The organism is Microbacterium sp. (assembly GCF_051953575.1).
Classification (GTDB): domain Bacteria; phylum Actinomycetota; class Actinomycetes; order Actinomycetales; family Microbacteriaceae; genus Microbacterium.
The window spans coordinates 1-20162 of the sequence record NZ_JBQCIP010000012.1; the positions used below are offsets into that span (position 1 = coordinate 1).

Sequence of the window (20162 nt, forward strand, 5' to 3'; positions counted from 1 at the left end):
GACGGAAGAGGCCAAGAGCGAGCGGTACCCCAACCGCATCTTCGCCTCGGACGGCGCGTACACCGACGCCGACCTGAGCTACGTCGACTTCGACAGCTTCTCGACGGACGGCTTCTCGACCGACTACAACTGAGTCCCGCCTCCGGTCACCGCGTGACCGGAACGAGACGAACGAACGAAGGGCCCCGGTTCGCCGGGGCCCTTCGCCGTTCCTGCGGGGATCGGATGCCTCACCCGAGGCCGTCGGTCGGGCCGCCGGTCCCCGGCGCGCCCGAGGGGGAGCCCTGCGGCGTCTGCCCCCCGGCGCCCGCCGAGCTTCCAGAGGAGGCGCCACCGGTCGAGGCTGCGCCGCCGGACGAGGAGGAACCGCCGGCGGAGACGTTCTCCTTGACGCGTTCGGCGGTGTGCTGCGCCTCGTCCTTCAGCGTCTGCGCCGACGACTTCGCGGACTCTTTCACCTGCTCGACGGCGTCCTGGGCAGGGCCCCTGAGCTCGGCGGCGACCTCCTGTGCGGCATCCTTCACCGTGTCGACCGCCTTGTCGACGAGCGGCTGCGCGCGCTCGCGCAGCCCGACGCTGAGTCTCGTCTCGGCGTCGGTCGTCGGGATGAGGCTCGCCACGAGGAAGCCCACGCCCGCGGCGAGCAGTCCCACCACGATCGGGGCGCCCTGCGCCTTGCGGGCGGCCTTGTGGGGCAGGTCCTTCGCGGCGTCGCCGATGTCCGAACCGGCCTGCGCCACGTTGTCGTGCACGTCGTCCGCGACGCCCATGACGTGGTCCTTCACGGCGCCCAGGCTCTGACGGACCCTCGTCCGCTGGCGCTCCATGATCTTCGGCGGCGACACCTTGTCGGCGAGGGCGTCGACGTCGCGGCCGAGCTCGTCGCGCGTCGTCTCGATGTCGGCGCGGATCTGGTCGGGGTTGCTCATGATCGGTTCTCCTGGTTCCTCTTGAATGCTTCGGGGATCTCCTTGACGGTCTCGGCGGTCTGCGGCGCCCCGCGGACGCTGTCGAGGCGCTTGCGGCCCACGGCGTACAGGATCCCGGCGATGATGAGCCAGAGGACCGCGACGACGACCCCGGACCAGCCGAGCCCGATCAGCGTCCCCAGCGCCCACCACAGTGCGAGGCTCAGGAAGAGCACCGCCATCATCGCCGCGTACCCGGCACCGCCGAGCAGCCCGGCGCCTGCGCCGGCGCGCTTGGCCGACTCGCTGAGCTCCGCCTTGGCGAGCTCCAGCTCCTTCCTCATCAGCGCCGACAGATCCCGCGAGACCTCGCCCACGAGATCGCCCAGCGACGTCTCGGCCGCCTTCTGCTGAGAGGGCGTCGGCATGTCGGTCATGGTCGCTCCTCGCCGCTCGGCCGCCACGCATCCCGCTGCGGGGCCGCGGTGCCGCCGACGCCGGACGTGGCCGATGCCGAGGACTGCTGACCCGGCACGCCGTCGCCCGTGAGGGCGTCCGCGATGGGGGTGTCGTCGGTCCCGACGGCGGTGCCCGACCCCGGTACGTATCCCGTGGTCGCGCCGGCACCGGTCATGGCCGCGCCCGCTCCCACCGCACGCGTGGACCCCGCATCCGCCTGCGCGGATCCGGCCCGGCTGCCGCCACTCGTCGACGAGCCGCTCTGCGCATCGGACATCAGCGCTCGCGTCACGCGGCCGGCCACGATGCCGACGGCCAGTGCGCCGACCACGAAGGCCACGGTGTGCCGCCGGGCGAAGCTGCGCACCTCCCGCACGACGTCGGCCGGCTCGCGCTGTTCGAGCCAGTCGGCCGCGTGGCGGGTCTGCTGCCCGAGCGTGCGGACGGCCCGGGTGGCCGCTCCCGAGGTGTTCGAACCTGCTGCCAGGCTCGCCAGCTCGTCACCGGTCCCGCGCAGCGCATGTGCGGCGCGACGCTGCTGCGTCGCGGCCTGCGAGGCCAGCTCCGTGCGGGTCTCTTCGAAGAAGCCGCGTGCGGCCTCCTTCGCGTCGCGCGCGGTGCCGGCGGCTTCGTCGGCTGCGACGCCTGCGACGTACTTCGCTCCGGCATCCACCTCGGCGACCGTCTCGATGGTCCGCTCCTTGACGTCGTCGCCCGTCGTGGCGGCGTCGTCGCGCGTTCCCTGTTCGAATGCGGACATGCTCTCCTCCTGTCACCCGGCGACTCCGTGCGGGGCATCCGCTGCGCCGTTGCCGGGGGACCACCGTGCGACAGCGGCGCCGGTGCACCGAGGGGCTGGAAAGCGAGGCAGGCGGCGGGTATCATCCCGCGCCCGCGCGGTGGGGGCGCCCTGGATGCCTCACCGCGTGCCGTGGCGCGGCGTGCGGGTGTCGGATCTACCGTGGGAGGGAGGTCGGGGGGACCATGGCACGGATCGGCGGGCGCAGCACGTGGCTCGCCGTGCCCGCGGGAATGCTGTGCGCCGGGGTCGTCGGCGCGCTGGTGTGGCTGGCGCTGCCGATGGTGCCGGTGTCGATCGCGTGGGTCGGCGACACGCTGCGCACCGCGACCGCCCCGCAGCCGACCTTGACGGCCGCGCCGACACCGGCGCAGGACGCGTCGGCGGGGGCGGCGGTCGACTGCCGGTCGATCTACTCCGACGACCTGTGGAACGAGCTGCTGTGGCGACCGGGGTCGCTGCTGGGGCAGTCGCTCGCCGCACCGGCGACCGACGCGCGCGCCTTCGCGGACGCGGTTCCCGCCCAGGTCGCCGTGACGTGCGTCTGGCAGTTCGACGGCGGCGGCATCGTGACGACGTTGTCGCGCGTGGACCCGGACGCGCGGGCGATCGCCGAGCCGTCACTGGGATCGGACGGGTTCACCTGCCGGTCTTCGGATGCCGCGCTCGAGTGCACGCGCACCCGGGACGGCGTCCTCGAGGAGCACACCCTGCGCGACGGCCTGTGGCTCGTCAGCGTCGAGACGGGGTGGCATCCCGACGACTTCGGCGCGCGCGTTGAGCGCGAGGTGTTCGGCTAGCCCCGTCAGCCGAAGATCGCGGCGACCACGGCGGTCGTGTAGCCGATGGGGGCGAGGTTCGAGTAACGGGTGTCGATGAGCACGCCGTCGCGCCAGTACAGCGTGCGGCCCGAGGTGACGGGGTAGTTCGGGTCCTGCCAGGTCTTCTCGCAGCGGGTGCCGGCGTCCGGCGTGTAGCAGGTGAAGCCCTCCTCGTCGGCGAGCTTGTTGAGCTGCTCCAGCGCAGGGCCCCGCGACACGTACGAGATGGTCGTGACGAGGCTCGTGGCATCCGCCGCGGGGTCGCCCCACACGCAGATGAGGCTGCCGTCGGACTGTGGGCCGGAGGCACCGAAGGCCGGATCGTTCAGCGGCACCCCCTGCAGCTGCGCGAGCACGTCGGCCGTGAGCAGCGCTCGGCAGTCCGTGGGGATCTCGGCCTGCGCCGTCGGGGTCGGCGTGGGGGTCGGGGTGGCGGAGGTGCTCGACGACGGGGTCGGCGTGAACGTGAAGCCGCCCTCGGGGGCGTCGTCGGGTGCGCACGCGGTGAGGGCCGCGAGAGCGAGGAACGCGGATGCCGCCGCCGCGGCGAGTCGGATCGCTCGGGGTGCCATCGCCCCAGGCTAGTCGGCGATGGCCGTCCGCGCCGCGCCCGGCACGCCTCCGCGGCATGGGCGGGGCCACAGGCTACTGTCGCACTGCCGGGTACAGGCCCGGCGTGAGGAGTGCTGACGATGAGTGACCCCAAGTCGTCCTACGGCGAGCCCGTCGAAGAGCCCCACGGCGTCGACGACGTCGTCGGCCGCGCGAACGAAGGCCTCGCCGAGGCGGAGGCCGCGGGACGCGGTGCCGACACCGCCGACACGTCAGATTCCGTGACCCCGGCCGACGCCGCAGATGCTCCGTCGCAGCCCGATCGCGTCCCGGCCGAGTCCGAGCAGCCGACGGCCCGCGAGACGGCGGCCGAGCCCGTCGCGCCGGCCGCCGCAGAGCCCGACCCGTGGGACTCGCCGGAGGCGGCATCCCTCGACGTCCCGCCCGCCGCCACGGCCTCGGACACCGCCGTGTACTCATCCTCGGCCGACGACGCGCCGACGGTGGTCGCGGCGCCCGTCGTCACCCCGAGCGAGCCCGTCGTCCCCGAGCCGGCGGTCGTCGCCGCCGCTGCGCCACAGCCCATCTTCGTGCAGGCGCCCGAGGCGCCCTCGCCCCGCGGAAATCGCGCGGCCGCAGGCGCCATCGGCCTGCTCGCCGCCCTGGCCTTCGCCGTGCTGTATCTCGCGCTCTGGCTCGGCGTCCGCGCCATCGAGGGCGACATCACCGGCGACAACATCGGCACGACGGTCCTCGACGCGCTGCGCACGTGGTCGCTGTGGGTGCCGGTGGTCGTCTTCTTCCTGGCCTTCTGGCTGCTCGGCGCGATCATCAACCGCGGCCGCTGGGGCGCATGGGTGGTCTTCGGGCTGCTCGTCGGCGTTGCCGCGTACGGCGGGCACATCCTGGGCGCGCTGTTCCAGGCTCCGTTCTGGGAGCTGACCGCCAGCGAGGGCGGCGACCTCGTCGAGAGCCAGCTGCTGACCCCGCTCGCCTTCGGCGCCTTCGTCATCGGCCGTGAGCTGACCATCTGGTTCGGCGCCTGGGCGGCCGCGCGCGGCAAGCGCGTCACCGAGCTCAACGTCGAGGCGCAGCGCGAGTACGAGCGCACGCTCGAGGCCGGCCCGCAGCTCGTGCGGCAGTAGCCTCGCCGCGCAAGAGACCGAGGATTCCCGCCGAGACCGGTGACACCGTCACCCCTCTCGGCGGGAATCCTGCGTTCGGGTGCCCGGCCCCGGCATGCGAGGGCGCGACGTACGCTGGAGGCATGGCCGCCGACCGAGCCCCGGGTGCGTCCGGAGGGCCTGTGCGACCCGCTGTCGCGCTCGCCTTCGCGACGATCGGCTTCAGCGCGCTCACGATCTTCGGCCTAGGGATGGTCAGCCTCGCGACCGGCGAGGACGTCATCGCGACCCCCGGCCTCGGGCAGGTCCCCGGCATCGTGGGCGTCATCCTCGCGGTGCTGGCCTTCGCGGGAGGGCTCTGGGCGTCGATCGGGCGCAGCCCGAGCCCCGTGGATGCCGCGGGAGCGGCCGGGCCCGGCGATGGCACTCCACGGGGGCCGTCGTTCTGGGGAGTGGTGTGGACCACCGCCGCGTGCTTCCTCGCGTACGTCGGCGGCGTGTGGTTCGGCGTGCTGACGACGGGTGCCGGCCTCGCCGTGGCGACCGGCGTCGCGGGACGTCTGGCGACCTCGTGGTTCGGCGCCGTGATCGCCGGCGCCGCGTTCGTGAGCGCGTGGGCGGGCATCGCCCTGGTGCGCACGCGCGCACACCGGCCGCGGTGGCCGTGGGAGGACCCCGGCGACGTCTGATCGACGCGGAATCCTCGTGATTCCGGGCGAGTGAGGATGCCGCGTACTACCGTTGACCCCGTGGAGCGGTCGCTCGAGACCCAGGTCAGCCAGGCGGTGGACGCCTGGCTCGCGTGGCTGCCCCGCTGGGAGCCCGCCACGCACCGCGGGCGCACGGCGCCCTGCCGGCGCTGCTTCGGCTCTCCGGTGCTGTCGGCCGCGGGGCTCGGCGCCGACGTGCCGCACGGCGTGCAGCACGGGCTGTCGACCCGCGTGAAGACCATCGTGGACCGGGCGGTCGCCGAGTACACCGCGCTCAATCTGCCGATGCTGCAGGCCGAGCTCGACCAGCAGGCCACCCGCAACCGGGCGCGCAGCTACCGGCCGGGCGAGGGTCTGGACCCGGAGTTCGAGGGCCTTCCGCTGGATCCGGACCCGGTGCCCGGAGCGCCGTTCCTCTTCACGATCGCGGGGCTGGCCGAAGAGGCGGACGCCGATGTGCCCGCACTGCCGCCGCTGACCGACGAGGCCAAGGCGGCCCTGCGGCAGGAGGTGGGGCTCGCCGACGACTACGCCAACATGGTCGGCCGCGAGGTGTGCACGATCCTGCTGCACCACCGGCTGAGGATCCAGGCGGCGGTCGCGGAGTACGTCGAACCCCAGATCGAGGCCATGCTCGCCGACCTGACGAAGTCCCTGGACGCCCCCTTCGACCCCCACGAGACCGACGAGTTGGACTGAATCCAGCAATCCCCGGGCGTGCGCTTTCCGCGCCCCGGAGACCTGGGTACCCGATGACGGGGTCGTGGAGCCGGTTTTGTTAGGCTAGCCAGGTTTGTTGCCGCATGTGGGCGTGCGCGCAGACACGGCATTCAGGGATCGGGGAGGTGCGGTGGCCACACGGCTTCCTTCGGCACCCCCGATCCTGCCGGGACTCGCCTACATCCGCCCGCTCGGCTCGGGGGGCTTCGCCGACGTGTTCCTGTACGAGCAGGACATGCCCCGCCGCAACGTGGCGGTGAAGGTGATGCCCAGCGACGTGCGGGATCCCGAGCTGCGGCGCATGTTCAACGCCGAGGCCGACGTGCTCGCGCACCTGTCGGCGCATCCGTCGATCGTCACCGTCTACCAGGCGAGCATCTCGGCCGACGGCAGGCCGTACATCGTGATGGAGTTCTGCCCGGGCTCGCTGTCGCAGCGCTACCGCGTCGAGCGGATGCCGGTCGACGAGGTGCTGGCGATCGGCGTGCGCATGGCCAGCGCGCTGGAGTCCGCGCACCGGGCCGGCCTCATCCACCGCGACGTCAAGCCGAGCAACATCCTCATCACGACGTTCGGCACCCCTGTGCTCGCCGACTTCGGCATCTCGGCATCGCTGCAGCGCAGGAGCGGCGGCGAGGTGCTCGCGATGTCGATCCCGTGGAGCGCGCCCGAGGTCGTCGCCGAGCAGACCAGCGGCACCGTCGCCAGCGAGGTGTGGAGCCTGGGCGCGACCGTCTACTCGCTGCTGGCCGGGCACAGCCCGTTCGAGCGCCGCGAGCGCGGTCAGAACACGAAGGATCTGCTGCGCCGGCGCATCGCCCGGGCCACCTACGTCGAGATCCCGCGTCACGACGTGCCGGCATCGCTGCAGGCGCTGCTCGCAACCGCGATGAACCGCGACCCCGCTCGGCGGTACGAGTCGGCGCGGGCGTTCGGCGAGGCGCTGCGTGCGGTGCAGGCAGAGCTGGGCCTGTCGCCCACGCCGCTGGAGATCCCGGACGCGGAGTGGTCGCCGGCATCCGCTCCCGTGGACTTCGCTGACTCGGGTCTGCGGGGTCCCGCCCGCTCGCGCGTCGAGCGCGACGTCACGCGCAAGTCTCGCGCCGGCACCGGTGTGGCGGGCCTCGCGCGTGATGAGGACACCGAGATCTCGTCGCCCGCACGCCGCCGCGCCGGCGGGCTGCGCCGGGCGATGCCGTGGCTGATCGGCGTCGGCGCCGGGCTCGTCGTGGGCGCCGGCGCGGTCGTGGCGACGCTCATCGCGACGGGAGCGCTCTGATGCGTCGCGGCACCCTCTTCGGGCTCGTCGCCGCGGGCGCGGTCGTGGCCGCAGTCATCGGCGTGAGCGTCATCTGGCCGGGCCTCGACGCCCAGGAGACCCCCGACGTCGACGCGGCCGTGTGGGCCCTGCAGACCGGTGAGGGCCGACGTTACGCCCGCGTCAACACGTCGGTCGGCGAGCTCGACACGGTGCGCAGCATCAGCAATCCCGATCAGGTCGTGCAGACCGGCGACGGGGCGTACCTGTTCAGCGACAGCTACAGCACGGTCACCCGCATCGACGAGTCGATGCCCGCCGACCTCGACGAAGAGGCGCTGCAGTCGTCGCAGAAGACCCCCGCCGGCACGACCGAGGTGGTCACGGCGGGCGACTATGCGGCCTATCTCACCGATTCCGGTGCCGTCTATGCCGGGCGGCTGTCCGGCGGCGACGCGACGAAGCTCGACCCGTTCCCCTCGGACGACGAGAACGCGCCGCAGTACACCGCAGACGCCATCGCCGTCGACACGCGGGGCATGCTGTTCGCGTACTCGCGCGCCGACGGCTCGGTGCTGCGGTACGACATCGGCGAGGCCGACGTGCGCGGCCGCGACGCCCTGGACCCCGAAGGCCTGTCGGCCCCGGCGATCACTGCAGCGGGCGACACGTGGGCCCTCGTCGACACCGAGGACGGCGACGTCTGGCTGCGAGGTCAGGATGCCGTCGAGCAGGCCCCGATGACCAGCACCGTGGTCGTCGGCGCCCCCGACGCGCGCGGCTCGAGCATCTACCTCGCCGACGACACGACACTCGTGCGCGTGCCGGTCGACGGGTCAGACGTGCAGGTCGAGGTCGGCGGCGGCACCGGCGCCGTGGTCGGGACGCCCGCGCAGCCGATCACGCACGACGGCGTGACGTACGCGGCATGGCTCGGGCAGGGCGACGGCGGCGGCCTGCTGTGGCGCTCGGGCGAGGGCACCGTCCCGCTCGACTACGGCGGGCAGAGCATGGGGGACGCGCGTCGCCCCGCGTTCGTCGCCGGCTCCTCGGCCGTCATCCTCAACGAGACCCGCTCGGGATGGGCCTGGTCGGTGCCCGACGGGGCGCTGATCACGTCGAGCCAGGACTGGTCGCTCGACGACCGCACCGACCCCGACGCGGTGCCGAGCGACGAGCAGCTGCAGGTCGTGCTCGACCCGAAGCCGCCCATCGCCGAGCCTGACGCGTTCGGCGTGCGCCCCGGCGCGCTGGCGACGCTGCCGGTGCTGCTGAACGACCACGACCCGAACGAGGACGTGCTCACGATCGACCCCTCGTCGGTGACGGGCCTCGACCCGGGGTTCGGCACGGTGTCGGTCACCGACGACGGCCAGCGGTTCGCGGTGCAGATCGCCGCGGATGCGACAGGCTCGGCGACGTTCTCGTACGCGGTGACCGACGGCACGACCGAGAACGGGCTGACCTCGGACCCCACGACGGTGACACTCACCGTCGCCGCGCCGGGCGCCGAGTCGGCGCCCGAGTGGTGCGGCGTCGAGCGCTGCCTCGTGGAGTGGCCGCAGCCCGAGGTCGCGCTGGGCGGCACGGTGACGGTCCCGGTGCTGAACGGATGGGTCGACCCCGAGGGCGACCCGCTGCTGCTGCTGTCGGTCGAGAACGTGACCGGCGTGGGCAGCGTCGCGGCCACCCCCGGCGGCGACGTCGTGTACCAGCACAGCGACGACGGCCAGACCGGCGAGCAGATGGTCGAGCTCGCGGTGACCGTCGCCGACACGCAGGGGCAGACCGCGGTCAAGTCGCTCGTGGTGCGGGTGTCGCCGCAGCCGAAGCTCGCCGTGCAGTCGTTCGCCGTGACCGACACGGTCGCATCCAGCCTCACCGTCGACGTCGCCGACCACGTCACCGGCACGGCGGGCACGCTCACGCTCGACTCGGTGCGCGTCCTCGATGACGCCGCGGCGACCGCGACGGTCGTGGGCGGTTCGACGTCGTTCGACTTCACGTCCAAGAACCCCGGCACGTACCGCGTCGACTTCACCGTCACGGACGGCACGAGCGAGGCGACCGGAACGGCACGGATCACGCTGCTGCCCGCCGATGCCCCTGCGCAGCTGGCGACGTCGCCCGTCGTGGCGTTCGTCCACCCGCAGGAGGACGCGACGCTGGAGGTCTTCGACGCCGTCTCGAACCCGACACGGCGCGTCCTGCTGCTGAGCGACGTGGTCGCCCGCGCGGACGACGGCGCCACCCTGTCGGTCGACGCGGTGGGACAGAACCACCTGCGCGTATCGGGGACGACGGCCGACGGCAGCCCGGGACGCCTCGGCACGGTCACCTACCTCGTCAGCGACGGCACCGAGGACGCCGGCTCCAGCGTGCAGGGCCAGGCGACCGTGTACCTGCTGCCGCCCGCTCCGGAGCTCGCCCCCATCGCCGTCGACGACACCGTCGTCGTGCGCGCCGGCGCCCAGATCGACATCCCCGTGCTCGACAACGACATCTCGCCCGCGGGCGGGCGGCCGACGCTCAACCCCGCGTCGGTGGCGTCGTCGACGCCCGATGCGCTGGCCTTCGCCTCCGGCGACGTCCTGCGCTACCTCGCGCCCGACGAGCCGGGGGAGTACGGCGTCGACTACTCGGTCTTCACCACGGGTGCGCCGTCGCTCGCCGACACGGCGACCGTGCGCGTGCAGGTGATCGACGACGACGCCAACCGCGCGCCGACCGCCGACACCATGGAGGGCCGCGTGCTCAGCGGCCAATCGGCGCAGATCGAGTTCGACGGCTTCGGCATGGACCCGGACGGCGACGTCGTGACGCTCGACCGCATCGTCGAGCAGCCGCAGCGCGGTGCCGCCGCGATCGCCGCAGACGGGGCATCCATCATCTACACGAGCGTTCCGGGCGACAAGGGCCAGGTCTCGTTCCGCTACCGGGTGGTCGACTCGTTCGGCGAGAGCGCCGAGGGCACCGTGCGCATCGGCGTGCTCGACAGCGAGGCCAACCCGAGCCCCATCACCTACACCGACTACGTGCAGGTGCAGGCCGGCGAGGGCAACACGATCCGGGTGAGCCCCCTCTCGAACGACGTCGACCCGACGATGGGCACGCTGAAGGTCACCGACATCCGGCCCGACTCGCCGCCGACGCTCATGGACGGCAGCGAGAGCCCCGAGTACGCGCGCCTGAGCGACCGCATCCTCGACGTCGACGACGCGACGGTGGTCATCGCGGCGGGCGACGAGCCGACGACGATGTCGTTCCTGTACGACGTCGAGTCGTCGTCGGGCAACACCGGCCGGGGACTCGTCGTGGTGCGCGTCGTGCGCGAGAGCGTGCCCGACTTCCCGGTGGTCGCCGACACGAACCTCACGGTCGAGACGCGTGACGACTTCCCGCGCGGCGTCGACGTGCTGGCAGGCAAGGTCACGTGGTCCGGTGGCGATGTGAAGGACCTCACCCTGTCGCTGTGGGGAGAGCCCGAGGGCGTGTCGGTGCAGGGGTCGAAGCTGCGCGGCGAGCTGCCCGACAAGACCCGGCTGATCCCGTTCGCGGTGACCGGCACGAACTCCGCAGGCGAGGAGGTCACGTCGTACGGGTTCCTGCGGGTGCCCGGCGACGACGACCTCGCGCTCACGCTGCGCGCCGGGGCGAAGACCCCCGAGGTCACCGAGCAGGAGTCGACCTCGTTCGACATGGCCGACCTGGTCGCCCGCCCGAAGGGCACGCGACTGGAGGTCGGCGGCGACGTCAAGGCGTCCGGCGCGCGCCCCGAGGCCGTGTGCGCCGTCCAGTCCGGCACGACGGTGCGCTATGACGCCGGCACCGGCGCCCCGTGGGTGGACGCGTGCCAGGTCCCGGTGCGCCTGGAGGGCAAGAACGACTGGACGTACCTGTCGGTGCCGATCACGGTGAAGCCGCGCGACCCGCAGCCCGAGCTCCGGCCTGCATCGATCACGGTCGGCCCCGGTGAGACGGCCACCTACGACCTGAAGACCATGACGACGTGGCAGTTGCGCGCCGACTGGGACGGCATCGTCTACGCGACGGATCACTCCGGCGGCGCGTTCGAGGTGACCCAGAACGGCTCGACCCTGACGGTCACGGGCGCCGACCGCGCCGTGCCGGGCTCGGAGGAGGTCGTCATCGTGTCGGTGACGAGCCACCCGGCCGTCGCCCCGGCGCGCCTCATCCTGCGGGTCGGCGCGGCGCCGTCGACCCTGCCGCAGGGCGGCTCGGTGACCAAGCAGTGCACGCAGGCGTCAGGTTCGTCGTGCTCCTTCCCGGTGATCGGGGCCGGCGGCGAGGTCAATCCGCTGCCCGGCACGCCGCTCGAGCTCGTCGACGTGCGTCCCACCGGCGCGTGCGTCGGGGTGAGCTTCGCCGTCGCGTCGACGACCTCGGTCGCGGCATCCTGGACGGGCGACGCCCCCGGCGCGACCTGCACGGCGTCGTTCTCGGTGCGCGACGCCCAGGGCCGCATCACCAACTCCGAGCGCGACGGCCGAGTGCTGCTCGACCTGCTCGGGTACCCCAAGGCCCCCGCCAGCGTGTCCCAGGCCGCGTATGCCAACGGCAGTGCGACGCTGCGAGTCGACCCGGGCGAGGCGCGGCTGGCGTACCCGTCGCTGACGGGCTTCGTCATCCGCTGGAACGGCCAGGAGGTCGCCCGCTGCACCGCCGACGGCGTGTGCCCGCCGATCTCGGCGCCCAACGGCGAGCAGCGCACCTACGAGGCGTGGGCGGTCAACTCGGTGGGCGAGTCGAAGTCGAGCGTGCGCACCGTCGCGTGGGCGTACGACGCGCCGCCCGCGCCGCAGCGCGTCACGGCCGAGCCGGTGGTGACCGGCGACGGCCAGGGCAACATCGTGTCGCTCGTGATCGACGGCATCGACACCGGGTCGACCGGCAGCCTCGAGATCAAGAGCGACACCGGCGAGACGGTGCGCGTGCCGGTGAACGGCAACCGGCCGACGGTCGAGGTGCCGTGGTACCGCGTCGGCACCAACCAGGCGACGCTGGTGCGGGTCACGCCGTACTCGAAGTTCGAGTTGCCGCCGGGCCTCGGCGGCAGCACCTCGGGCGGGACCGTGACCGTCCAGGCGAACGGCATCGGCTCTCCGCAGTCGACGGCGTTGTCGCTGACATCGACACCCGGCGCCGATGGCACGTCGACGATCACGGCGACCGCGTCGGCCAGCAGGAACGGTGACGGCTCCACGCTACGATTCGGCGTCGTGCAGGACGGTCAGCGGTGCGTCGCGGACGAGCCCGCCAACGGCGCCACCGACACCTCGTTCCATGCCGAGTTCACGGTGGACGACGGCAAGGACTACACGTACCGCCTGTGCGTCGAGTCGTACTGGGACGGCAGCTCCTACGGGCGAGCCGAGACGTCGGCGAGCACCCGGGCGGAGCAGAGCCGCGACGCCCCCAAGGGCTACACGTTCGTCGTCGGCTCCCAGCCGCGCGACACCGGCAGCCGTGCCGAATGGGTGATCACCGCCACCCCGACGTCGACCGAACGAGTCCCGCGCAACAACGAGGTCCGCTTCTCGAACTTCCCCGGCAACACCATCTTCGACAACGACCCGCAGATCCAGGTCTGGTACCACCACCAGTTCTGGCAGACCGATTCCGCACGGGCTACCGTCACTCCGGCCGCCGGAAGTGCCCCGTATCAGTTGTGGGCGAACTGGAGCATCGGGAGGTGCGAAGGCGGCCAGGTCCTCGTGCTCGGCGGCAACTCCTCGACTGCCGGCGGGACGAAGGCGACCATCACGTGGAGCGATGCGAACGTGATCTTCCGGGCCAAGAACGGTCGCCAACTGACCTACGAAGGCGGATGGAAAGTGCCGGCCGGCACGGCGAGCATCGAAGGTCTCAAGTGGACGGCATCGTGGGGCGCGTTCGGCCTGGCCAACGCCACCAAGACGCTCTCGATCGCCGACTGCACGCCCAACGAACCGCTCCCGACGGGCGTCGTCGCCGGCTCACCCGGCTATTTCACCCCGGACTACGCCCGCCTCCCCGGCAACATCAGTGAACTGCGCTCGCTCGGGAGCCTCGGACAGACCACGACGCCGTGGACGCCCGGGCAGTACGTGGTGCTCGGCGACTCGTCCGAGGCCTACTGGAACGGCGTGAGCTGGATGAGCGACCGTGCGCCCTAGCGGAGCCGGGTCGGCAGCGGCCCCCTGAACCCGGACCGCCGCATCGCGCAGGTGACGGCATCCCCTCTCCCTCCCCGAACCCCAAGGAACTTTCATGACCATCACGCAGGAGCAGGCCGACTGGTTCGCGCAGACGTTCGGCCAGATCGCCGACAACGTCGAGCGCGCGGTGCTCGGCAAGCGCCACGTCGTGGAGCTGGTGCTCACCGCCATGCTGAGCGACGGGCACGTGCTGCTGGAGGACGTCCCCGGCACGGGGAAGACGTCGCTCGCCCGCGCCATGGGGCAGTCGGTGCAGGGCACGAACACGCGGATCCAGTTCACCCCCGACCTGCTGCCGTCCGACATCACGGGTCTGAGCGTCTACGACCAGAAGGAGGGCGTCTTCGAGTTCCACGCCGGCCCGATCTTCGCCAACATCGTGCTGGCCGACGAGATCAACCGCGCCAGCCCGAAGACGCAGTCGGCGCTGCTGGAGGTCATGGAGGAGGGACGCGTCACCATCGACGGCGTCTCGCGTCCGGTGGGTGTGCCGTTCCTCGTGCTGGCCACCCAGAACCCGGTGGAGCAGGCCGGCACGTACCGCCTCCCCGAGGCGCAGCTCGACCGCTTCATGATGCGCACGTCGCTCGGCTACCCCGACCACGCGGCGACCGTCCGCATCCTCGACGGAGCCGCCGTCGCGACCGCGGAGCTCACGCCCATCATCACGCCGCAGGCGCTCGTGGGCATGGCGGACCTCGGCGCGCAGGTCTACGTCGACGCCCTCGTGCTCGACTACATCGCACGCCTCGTCGACGGCACCCGCACCGCCGACGAGGTGCGCCTGGGCGTCAGCATCCGGGGCGCGCTCGCGCTCACCCGCGCGGTCCGCACCCGCGCCGCGTCGCAGGCGCGCACCTACGCCACGCCCGACGACGTCAAGGCGCTCGCGGTGCCGGTGCTGTCGCACCGCCTGATCCTGCACCCCGAGGCCGAGTTCGACGGCGTCACGCAAGAGACCGTGGTCGGGCAGGTGCTGCTCGACGTGGCCCCGCCCTCACGACGCGAGACCGTATGACGCTCGAAGAGTCGCGGCTCACCCGCACCGTCCACTCCACCGGCACGTCCGGGCGCACGCACGTCACCTCGACGAGCACCGCGTTCGACACGGGCCGTTCGCGGCGCTCGCGCGCGTTCGTGCGCGCGGCCGTGTGGGGGGCGGGCGCGTGGCGTGCCACCGGCTCGGGCATCCGCACCGCGGCCGACTGGGCCGCCGAGACCATCCGCCCCGCGGGCGCGCTCGTCGCGTTCGCGGCGACCGTCGGCCTCGTGCTCGGGATGCTGTTCGGCTGGGTCGAGTGGATGGTCGCGGGCGCGGCATCCCTTCTCCTGCTCGTGGCGGCGATCCCGTTCCTCTTCGGCGCGCGCTCGTACGACGTCGACCTGACCCTCACCCACGAGCGCGTGGTGGCCGGTGACGACGTCGCCGGCGAGATCGTGGTCCGCAACGACGGGCACCGGCTGTCGCTGCCCGGGCGTATCGACATCCCGGTCGGCGCGGGTCTCGTCGAGTTCGGCGTGCCGCTGCTGCGCCCCGGGCATCACATCGCGCAGCCGCTGGACATCCCGGGCATGCGCCGCGGGATCGTCACCGTCGGGCCGGCGACGACGGTCCGCAGCGACCCCATCGGGCTGCTGCGTCGCGAGCATGCGTTCGAGGACGTGCACGAGGTGTACGTGCACCCGCGTACGACGGCGCTGCCCTCGACGAGCGCCGGGCTCATCCGCGACCTCGAGGGCAGTCCGACGCGGCGCCTCGTCGACGCCGACATGTCGTTCCACGCGATCCGCGAATACGCGCCGGGCGATCCGCGCCGGCAGATCCACTGGAAGTCGACCGCCAAGACCGGGCGCCTGATGGTGCGCCAGTACGAGGAGTCCCGCCGGTCCCGCATGGCCGTCGTGCTGGGGGTCGCCGAGGCCGAGTACGCCGACGCCGACGAGTTCGAGCTGGCGGTGTCGTGCGCCGCGTCGCTCGGTCTGCGCGCGGTGCACGACGCGCGTGACGTGCAGATCGTCGTGGGCTCCGAGATCCCGCGCGTGGTGCGCGGCCGGCTGCGCGCGATCCGCCACATCCCGTCGGCGGCGCCCCGCCCGATGCTCGACGGGTTCAGCGGCGTCGACCTGCTCGACAGCACGATGCCCGTGGGCGACGTGTGCCGCCTGACCGCCGAGTCCGCCGAGCGCCTGTCGATCGCGTTCGTCGTGGTGGGCTCGCGCGTGCCCCTCACCCGGCTGCAGCAGGCGGCGCTCGCCTTCCCCGCCGACACCGAGGTCGTCGGCCTCATCTGCGACGAGCGGGCGCACCCGCGCATGCAGCCCGTATCGGGGATGACGGTGCTGACCGTCGGCACGCTCGAAGACCTGGCCGGCCTGCTCCTGCGGGGAGCGACGTCGTGAGCGGCGCCGTGCCCGTCGTCGGGAAGCCGGATGCCGCCGCCCCCGCCGCGGGGGCGGCGAAGGCCTCGCGCGCCGGACGGTTCGTGCCGCGCATCGCCGCAGGCGCGGTGTTCGCGGTCGTGATCGTCGTCGTGGCCGCGGTCGCGGCGTGGCCGATCTACCGGTCGGCGAGCTTCGTGCTGCTGGTCGGCGTCGGCTCCGCCCTGGGCGGCGCCATCGCCGCCGTCGCGTGGTGGCGGCGCTGGAACGCCGCGATCGTCGCGGGCGTGCTCGCGGTGACCGTGCTGCTGGTGGGCGTGCCGCTCGCCGTGCCCGCGCGCCTGGGCGGCCTGGCCGACCTGATGCGCGGACTCGCCGAACTGGCCAACGGCCTGGTGTTCGCCTGGAAGGATCTCGTCACCGTCGAACTGCCCGTCGGCTCGTACCGCAACCTGCTGGTGCCGGCGCTCGTGGCGTTCCTCGTCGGCACGTGCCTCGTGCTGCTGCTGGCGTGGCGCGAGGACCGCGCCGCCTACATCGCGGTGCCGGTCGCGCTGGGCATGGTGTCGTTCGGCCTGTTCTTCGGGCGCACCTCGGTGAGCGCGCCGTGGCACCTCGGACCGGTCGCCCTGTACGCCCCGGTCGAGACCGTCGTCGGCGCCTCGGGGCTGCTCGCGTGCCTGCTGTGGCTCGCGTGGCGCACCCACGACCAGCGCATCCGCGCCCTGCAGCGGGCCGCGGCATCCAGCGGGGTGCGCATCTCGCGCAAGCCGACGGCGGCCGACCGCCGCCGCACCGTGCTGGGCACCGGCATGGTCGTGGGCGCCCTCGTCGTCGCGATCGCCGTCGTGCCGTACGCGGCGCGGGGCGCCGACCGCGATGTGCTGCGCTCGGCCGTCGGACCCGACATCGACCTGTCGGCTGAGGTGAGCCCGCTCGCGCAGTACCGGTCCCTGTTCGCGGACGACCGGGCGGGCGACGTGCTGTTCACCGTCTCGGCCGCGTCGGGCAGCCTGCCCGAGCGGGTGCGCATCGCGACGCTGGACGCCTATGACGGCGAGGTGTTCCGCTCGGGCGGCGAGGGCGCCGTCGATGCCGGCCGCTTCGTCCGCGTGCCGTCGACCCTGGACGCGGGTGAGGGCGAGGACGTCGCCCTCACGGTGAAGATCGGCACGTGGGACGAGATCTGGATGCCGACAGCCGGCCGCCTGCGGTCGGTGGACTTCGAGGGGGACCGGGCCGCGTCGCTCGCCGACCGCTTCTACTACAACGCGTCGGCGGACGCCGGCGTGCAGACCGCCGGCGGCGGGCTCGCTGCCGGCGACGGATACGTGGTGCACGCGGTGTCGCCGGCGACCGAGGAGCTCGAAGGCCTCTCTGCGCCGGGAAGCACCGGCGGCGTCTCGGCGCCCGACAGCCTTCGGGCGTGGATGGACCAGCATGCCGAGGGGTCGGGCGGCGCAGAGCTCGCCGGTCTCGTGAAGCTGCTGCGTGAGCGCGGCTATCTGAGCCACGGGCTCAGCGAGGGCGAGAGCGCGCCGGTGTGGACACAGGCGCTCGGCGACTACGCGTTCCAGCCGAGCGCATCCGGCCACTCCCTCGCGCGCATCGACACGATGTTCTCGCGGCTGCTGGAGCGCGAGAGCGATCCGCGCGCCGCCGCGACGGGCAACTACGTCGCCGCGATCGGCGACGACGAGCAGTTCGCCGTCGCGGTCGCCCTGATGGCGCGCGAGCTCGGCTTCCCGTCGCGCGTCGTGCTGGGGGCGCGCCTGTCGACGGCGGAGCCGGGGCTGTCGGCCTGCGATGACGGCGCCTGCCGTGCCGAGGACCTCACCGCGTGGACCGAGGTGCAGTCGGCGGACGGCGTCTGGACGGCGATCGACGTGACGCCGCAGTACGCCCAGAGCCCCAGCCTCGACGTGACCGAGCAGCGCGACCCCGAGAACGTCACCGAGGTGCGCCCCGACACGGTGCAGGAGGTCGTTCCGCCCGACCCGACGCAGGAGGATTCGGCATCCGACGACCAGGACGAGCAGCAGACCGCGCTCGACCTGGCGTGGCTGTGGCCGATCCTGCGCATCGGAGGCATCTCGCTGCTGGTGCTGCTGCTCGCCTTCGGCCCGTTCCTCGCGATCCTGTGGGCGAAGGCCTCTCGCCGTCGGCGCCGTCGGCGCACCGGAGCGCCTGCCACGCGTGTCGCCGGCGGGTGGGACGAGTATGTCGACGCGGCGATCGACAGCGGCCGCGCCGCCCCGCGCACACTGACGCGCAGCGAGCTCGCCGCGTCGTTCGCGACCCCTGCCGGGTCCGATCTCGCGCGCGAGGCGGACCGCGCAGTCTTCTCGCCCGCCGCGATGTCGGATGCCGACGCGGAACGCTACTGGAGCGCCGTCGAGGCCGAGCGCCGCGAACTCCGCCGAGAAACTGGGTTCTGGCGTGCGGCGCGTGCGACCGTATCGTTGAGATCGTTGCTCCGCCCGCTGACACCCGAAGCGGGTGCCCGCGCCCGATCCGCAGATCAGGCCCGACTTGCCGAAAGGGGGAGACGACGGGCCGAGCCCGTGCGTCCCACGCCATGAACGCCACCGATCCCACCGCCGCCCTCGTCGGGTCGCTGATCAGTCTGCTGCTCAGCGCGGCCGTCTACGTCTGGATCGCGCTCGCGCTGTCCGCGGTGTTCCGCAAGTCCGGTGTCGAGTCGTGGAAGGCCTGGGTGCCGATCCTCAACACCGTCGTGCTGCTGCAGCTCGCCGGGCTGTCGGGCTGGTGGCTGCTGGTCGTCCTCTTCCCCGTGCTGGGCGCCTTCGTGTTCGTCGTGGTGTTCGCCTTCGCCGTGTACCGCGTGAGCGTCGCGTTCGGCTACGGCATCGGCATGACGGTCCTCGGCGTGCTGTTCTTCCCGATCTGGGCCTCGGTGATCGGCTGGGGGAGCGCCCGCTGGGTGGGGCGCGAAGTGGCTGCCACGCCGTCCCGCCGGACCGCCGAAGAAGCGGCGGGCCTTCCCCCGCTGCCGCCGTTCCCCACCCCGGTCTCGCGTACGGGCGCGCCCGCCGCGTTCCCCGCGCCCGGCGCAGCGGATCCCGCTGTGAGCGGCTTCGCGCCGCCGCCTGCGGCTGCGCCGCCCGTCGCTCCGGCCGCGCCCGCGGTCCCCGAGACCATTCCCGCTCCCGCCGTCTCCGCTGCTGCACCTGCCGCAGCGCCCGCGGCTCCCGCCCCCGCCGCGCCCGCGGCGCCGGAGGTTCCGTCCGCACCCGTCGTCGTCCCCCCGCCGGGCGGCTGGACGCCGCCGCCGCTCCCGGGGCGCCCCGTGTCGGCAGCCGCCGCCGAGGCGGCCCTCGACGGAGCGCCCGCGCCCGCTGCGGGACAGGTGCGGCCTGCGGTCCCGGGCGATGCGTCCGCGGCCCCCGCCGACGACAGCGACCCGTGGCAGGCGTTCGGTCTCGATACCACCGACCACGGCTCCGAGGTGACCGGCGCGTTCCCCGGTGCGCCCGCGCCGATCTCGGCCGTGCCCGCCGGAGGCCCCGACGCCATCCCTGCATTCCCCGCGGGGTACGAGAAGCCCGAGGTGTACGCGCCGAAGCCGTCGTCGCCGATCACGCCCGGCGAGGGCATCACGCGCCCGCCGGTGACCGACGTGCCCCTGCCCGCCATCACCGGCGAGGACCGCGAGCCGTGGGCGCCCGCGCACTCCCCGATGCCCGAGGCCGATGCGTTCCCCGAGGCGTCGGGCCCGGTGTCGGCGGTCGCCGGCGTCGCCGGGGCCGGCATCCCGTTCTCGGCGCGCTCGTCGGTCTCGGCGCAGCACAGCCGCCCTGAGATCGCCGACGAAGACGACGACCAGGACGTGTTCGACGAGACCGTCATCGCTCGTCGCAAGCGCAGCGACTGGACGCTGCTGCCCCCGACCGGAGACCCGGTCGCGCTCACCTCCGACGTCGTCATCCTCGGACGCCGACCGTCCGCCGACGCCGCGTTCCCGAACGCCCAGCTCGTCCCCATCCAGGACGGCACGGTCTCGAAGACGCACGCCCGGCTGCAGCTGCGTGAAGACCGCTGGTACGTCGTCGACCTCGACTCGACCAACGGCGTGCTGTTCGCGACCGTGATGGGGACCGAGGTCGAGGCGACCCCCGGTGTCGAGGTGGAGGCGGGTGACCGCTTCCTGCTCGGCGACGCCGAGGTCCGGCTGCAGCGGAGCGACGGGTGAT

General features: G+C 73.1%; 14 protein-coding genes. 10 read left to right on the forward strand and 4 right to left on the reverse strand.

Going from position 1 to position 20162, the window contains the following annotated elements; translation table 11 throughout:
• Window positions 1–230: 230 nt before the first annotated feature.
• The 3 genes from ACTHNQ_RS00780 to ACTHNQ_RS00790 are packed head-to-tail and all read right to left on the reverse strand — an operon-like array spanning window position 231 to window position 2127.
• On the reverse strand, window positions 231–929 hold the full coding sequence (locus ACTHNQ_RS00780; RefSeq protein WP_440330542.1) for a DUF3618 domain-containing protein: 699 nt from the start codon (window positions 927–929) through the stop codon (window positions 231–233).
• Window positions 926–1345 carry a phage holin family protein gene (locus tag ACTHNQ_RS00785; RefSeq protein ID WP_440330543.1) on the reverse strand — a complete coding sequence of 140 codons (420 nt, stop codon included), beginning with the start codon at window positions 1343–1345 and terminating at the stop codon, window positions 926–928. Before ACTHNQ_RS00785 ends, ACTHNQ_RS00780 begins: the two co-directional genes overlap by 4 nt.
• Window positions 1342–2127, reverse strand: a complete 786-nt coding sequence (locus ACTHNQ_RS00790) for a hypothetical protein (RefSeq protein ID WP_440330544.1) — start codon at window positions 2125–2127, stop codon at window positions 1342–1344. Before ACTHNQ_RS00790 ends, ACTHNQ_RS00785 begins: the two co-directional genes overlap by 4 nt.
• Window positions 2128–2351: 224 nt before the next feature.
• On the opposite strand from ACTHNQ_RS00790, the gene ACTHNQ_RS00795 reads away from it, so the two are divergent.
• Window positions 2352–2966, forward strand: a complete 615-nt coding sequence (locus tag ACTHNQ_RS00795) for a hypothetical protein (RefSeq protein ID WP_440330545.1) — start codon at window positions 2352–2354, stop codon at window positions 2964–2966.
• A gap of 5 nt (window positions 2967–2971) precedes the next feature.
• Here the strand turns inward: ACTHNQ_RS00795 and ACTHNQ_RS00800 are convergent, their stop codons facing one another.
• Window positions 2972–3559 carry a hypothetical protein gene (locus ACTHNQ_RS00800; RefSeq protein ID WP_440330546.1) on the reverse strand — a complete coding sequence of 196 codons (588 nt, stop codon included), beginning with the start codon at window positions 3557–3559 and terminating at the stop codon, window positions 2972–2974.
• A 120-nt stretch (window positions 3560–3679) separates the two neighbouring features.
• Here ACTHNQ_RS00800 and ACTHNQ_RS00805 point away from each other — a divergent pair, with 120 nt between their 5' ends.
• From ACTHNQ_RS00805 to ACTHNQ_RS00845, 9 genes are all read left to right on the forward strand, one after another.
• Complete coding sequence (locus ACTHNQ_RS00805; RefSeq protein ID WP_440330547.1) at window positions 3680–4684, forward strand: ABC transporter; 1005 nt, start codon at window positions 3680–3682, stop codon at window positions 4682–4684.
• Window positions 4685–4806: 122 nt separating this feature from the next.
• The gene (locus ACTHNQ_RS00810) at window positions 4807–5352 is read left to right on the forward strand and encodes a hypothetical protein (RefSeq protein ID WP_440330548.1); all 546 of its coding nucleotides are present in this window, start codon (window positions 4807–4809) and stop codon (window positions 5350–5352) included.
• A gap of 60 nt (window positions 5353–5412) precedes the next feature.
• A complete protein-coding gene (locus ACTHNQ_RS00815; RefSeq protein ID WP_440330549.1) occupies window positions 5413–6072 on the forward strand; it encodes a spermidine/putrescine ABC transporter substrate-binding protein in 660 nt (219 codons plus the stop codon).
• A gap of 151 nt (window positions 6073–6223) precedes the next feature.
• Window positions 6224–7372 carry a serine/threonine-protein kinase gene (locus ACTHNQ_RS00820; protein ID WP_440330550.1) on the forward strand — a complete coding sequence of 383 codons (1149 nt, stop codon included), beginning with the start codon at window positions 6224–6226 and terminating at the stop codon, window positions 7370–7372.
• Window positions 7372–13527, forward strand: coding sequence for an Ig-like domain-containing protein (locus tag ACTHNQ_RS00825; protein ID WP_440330551.1), 6156 nt, complete (start codon window positions 7372–7374; stop codon window positions 13525–13527). Before ACTHNQ_RS00820 ends, ACTHNQ_RS00825 begins: the two co-directional genes overlap by 1 nt.
• A gap of 94 nt (window positions 13528–13621) precedes the next feature.
• Window positions 13622–14587 (forward strand): AAA family ATPase, encoded by a 966-nt coding sequence (locus tag ACTHNQ_RS00830; RefSeq protein WP_440330552.1) that lies wholly within the window; start codon window positions 13622–13624, stop codon window positions 14585–14587.
• On the forward strand, window positions 14584–15969 hold the full coding sequence (locus ACTHNQ_RS00835; RefSeq protein WP_440330553.1) for a DUF58 domain-containing protein: 1386 nt from the start codon (window positions 14584–14586) through the stop codon (window positions 15967–15969). Before ACTHNQ_RS00830 ends, ACTHNQ_RS00835 begins: the two co-directional genes overlap by 4 nt.
• On the forward strand, window positions 15966–18530 hold the full coding sequence (locus ACTHNQ_RS00840; RefSeq protein WP_440330554.1) for a transglutaminaseTgpA domain-containing protein: 2565 nt from the start codon (window positions 15966–15968) through the stop codon (window positions 18528–18530). The genes ACTHNQ_RS00835 and ACTHNQ_RS00840 overlap by 4 nt, the downstream gene beginning before the upstream one ends.
• Complete coding sequence (locus tag ACTHNQ_RS00845; protein WP_440330555.1) at window positions 18527–20161, forward strand: DUF5684 domain-containing protein; 1635 nt, start codon at window positions 18527–18529, stop codon at window positions 20159–20161. The genes ACTHNQ_RS00840 and ACTHNQ_RS00845 overlap by 4 nt, the downstream gene beginning before the upstream one ends.
• Window position 20162 lies beyond the last annotated feature (1 nt).

What these genes read in the sequence shown, in the direction of transcription:
- ACTHNQ_RS00780 (WP_440330542.1), bottom strand. Translation starts at nt 929, where the DNA reads ATGAGCAACCCCGACCAGATCCGCGCCGACATCGAGACGACGCGCGAC.
- ACTHNQ_RS00785 (WP_440330543.1), bottom strand. Translation starts at nt 1,345, where the DNA reads ATGACCGACATGCCGACGCCCTCTCAGCAGAAGGCGGCCGAGACGTCG.
- ACTHNQ_RS00790 (WP_440330544.1), bottom strand. Translation starts at nt 2,127, where the DNA reads ATGTCCGCATTCGAACAGGGAACGCGCGACGACGCCGCCACGACGGGC.
- ACTHNQ_RS00795 (WP_440330545.1), top strand. Translation starts at nt 2,352, where the DNA reads ATGGCACGGATCGGCGGGCGCAGCACGTGGCTCGCCGTGCCCGCGGGA.
- ACTHNQ_RS00800 (WP_440330546.1), bottom strand. Translation starts at nt 3,559, where the DNA reads ATGGCACCCCGAGCGATCCGACTCGCCGCGGCGGCGGCATCCGCGTTC.
- ACTHNQ_RS00805 (WP_440330547.1), top strand. Translation starts at nt 3,680, where the DNA reads ATGAGTGACCCCAAGTCGTCCTACGGCGAGCCCGTCGAAGAGCCCCAC.
- ACTHNQ_RS00810 (WP_440330548.1), top strand. Translation starts at nt 4,807, where the DNA reads ATGGCCGCCGACCGAGCCCCGGGTGCGTCCGGAGGGCCTGTGCGACCC.
- ACTHNQ_RS00825 (WP_440330551.1), top strand. Translation starts at nt 7,372, where the DNA reads ATGCGTCGCGGCACCCTCTTCGGGCTCGTCGCCGCGGGCGCGGTCGTG.
- ACTHNQ_RS00830 (WP_440330552.1), top strand. Translation starts at nt 13,622, where the DNA reads ATGACCATCACGCAGGAGCAGGCCGACTGGTTCGCGCAGACGTTCGGC.
- ACTHNQ_RS00835 (WP_440330553.1), top strand. Translation starts at nt 14,584, where the DNA reads ATGACGCTCGAAGAGTCGCGGCTCACCCGCACCGTCCACTCCACCGGC.
- ACTHNQ_RS00845 (WP_440330555.1), top strand. Translation starts at nt 18,527, where the DNA reads ATGAACGCCACCGATCCCACCGCCGCCCTCGTCGGGTCGCTGATCAGT.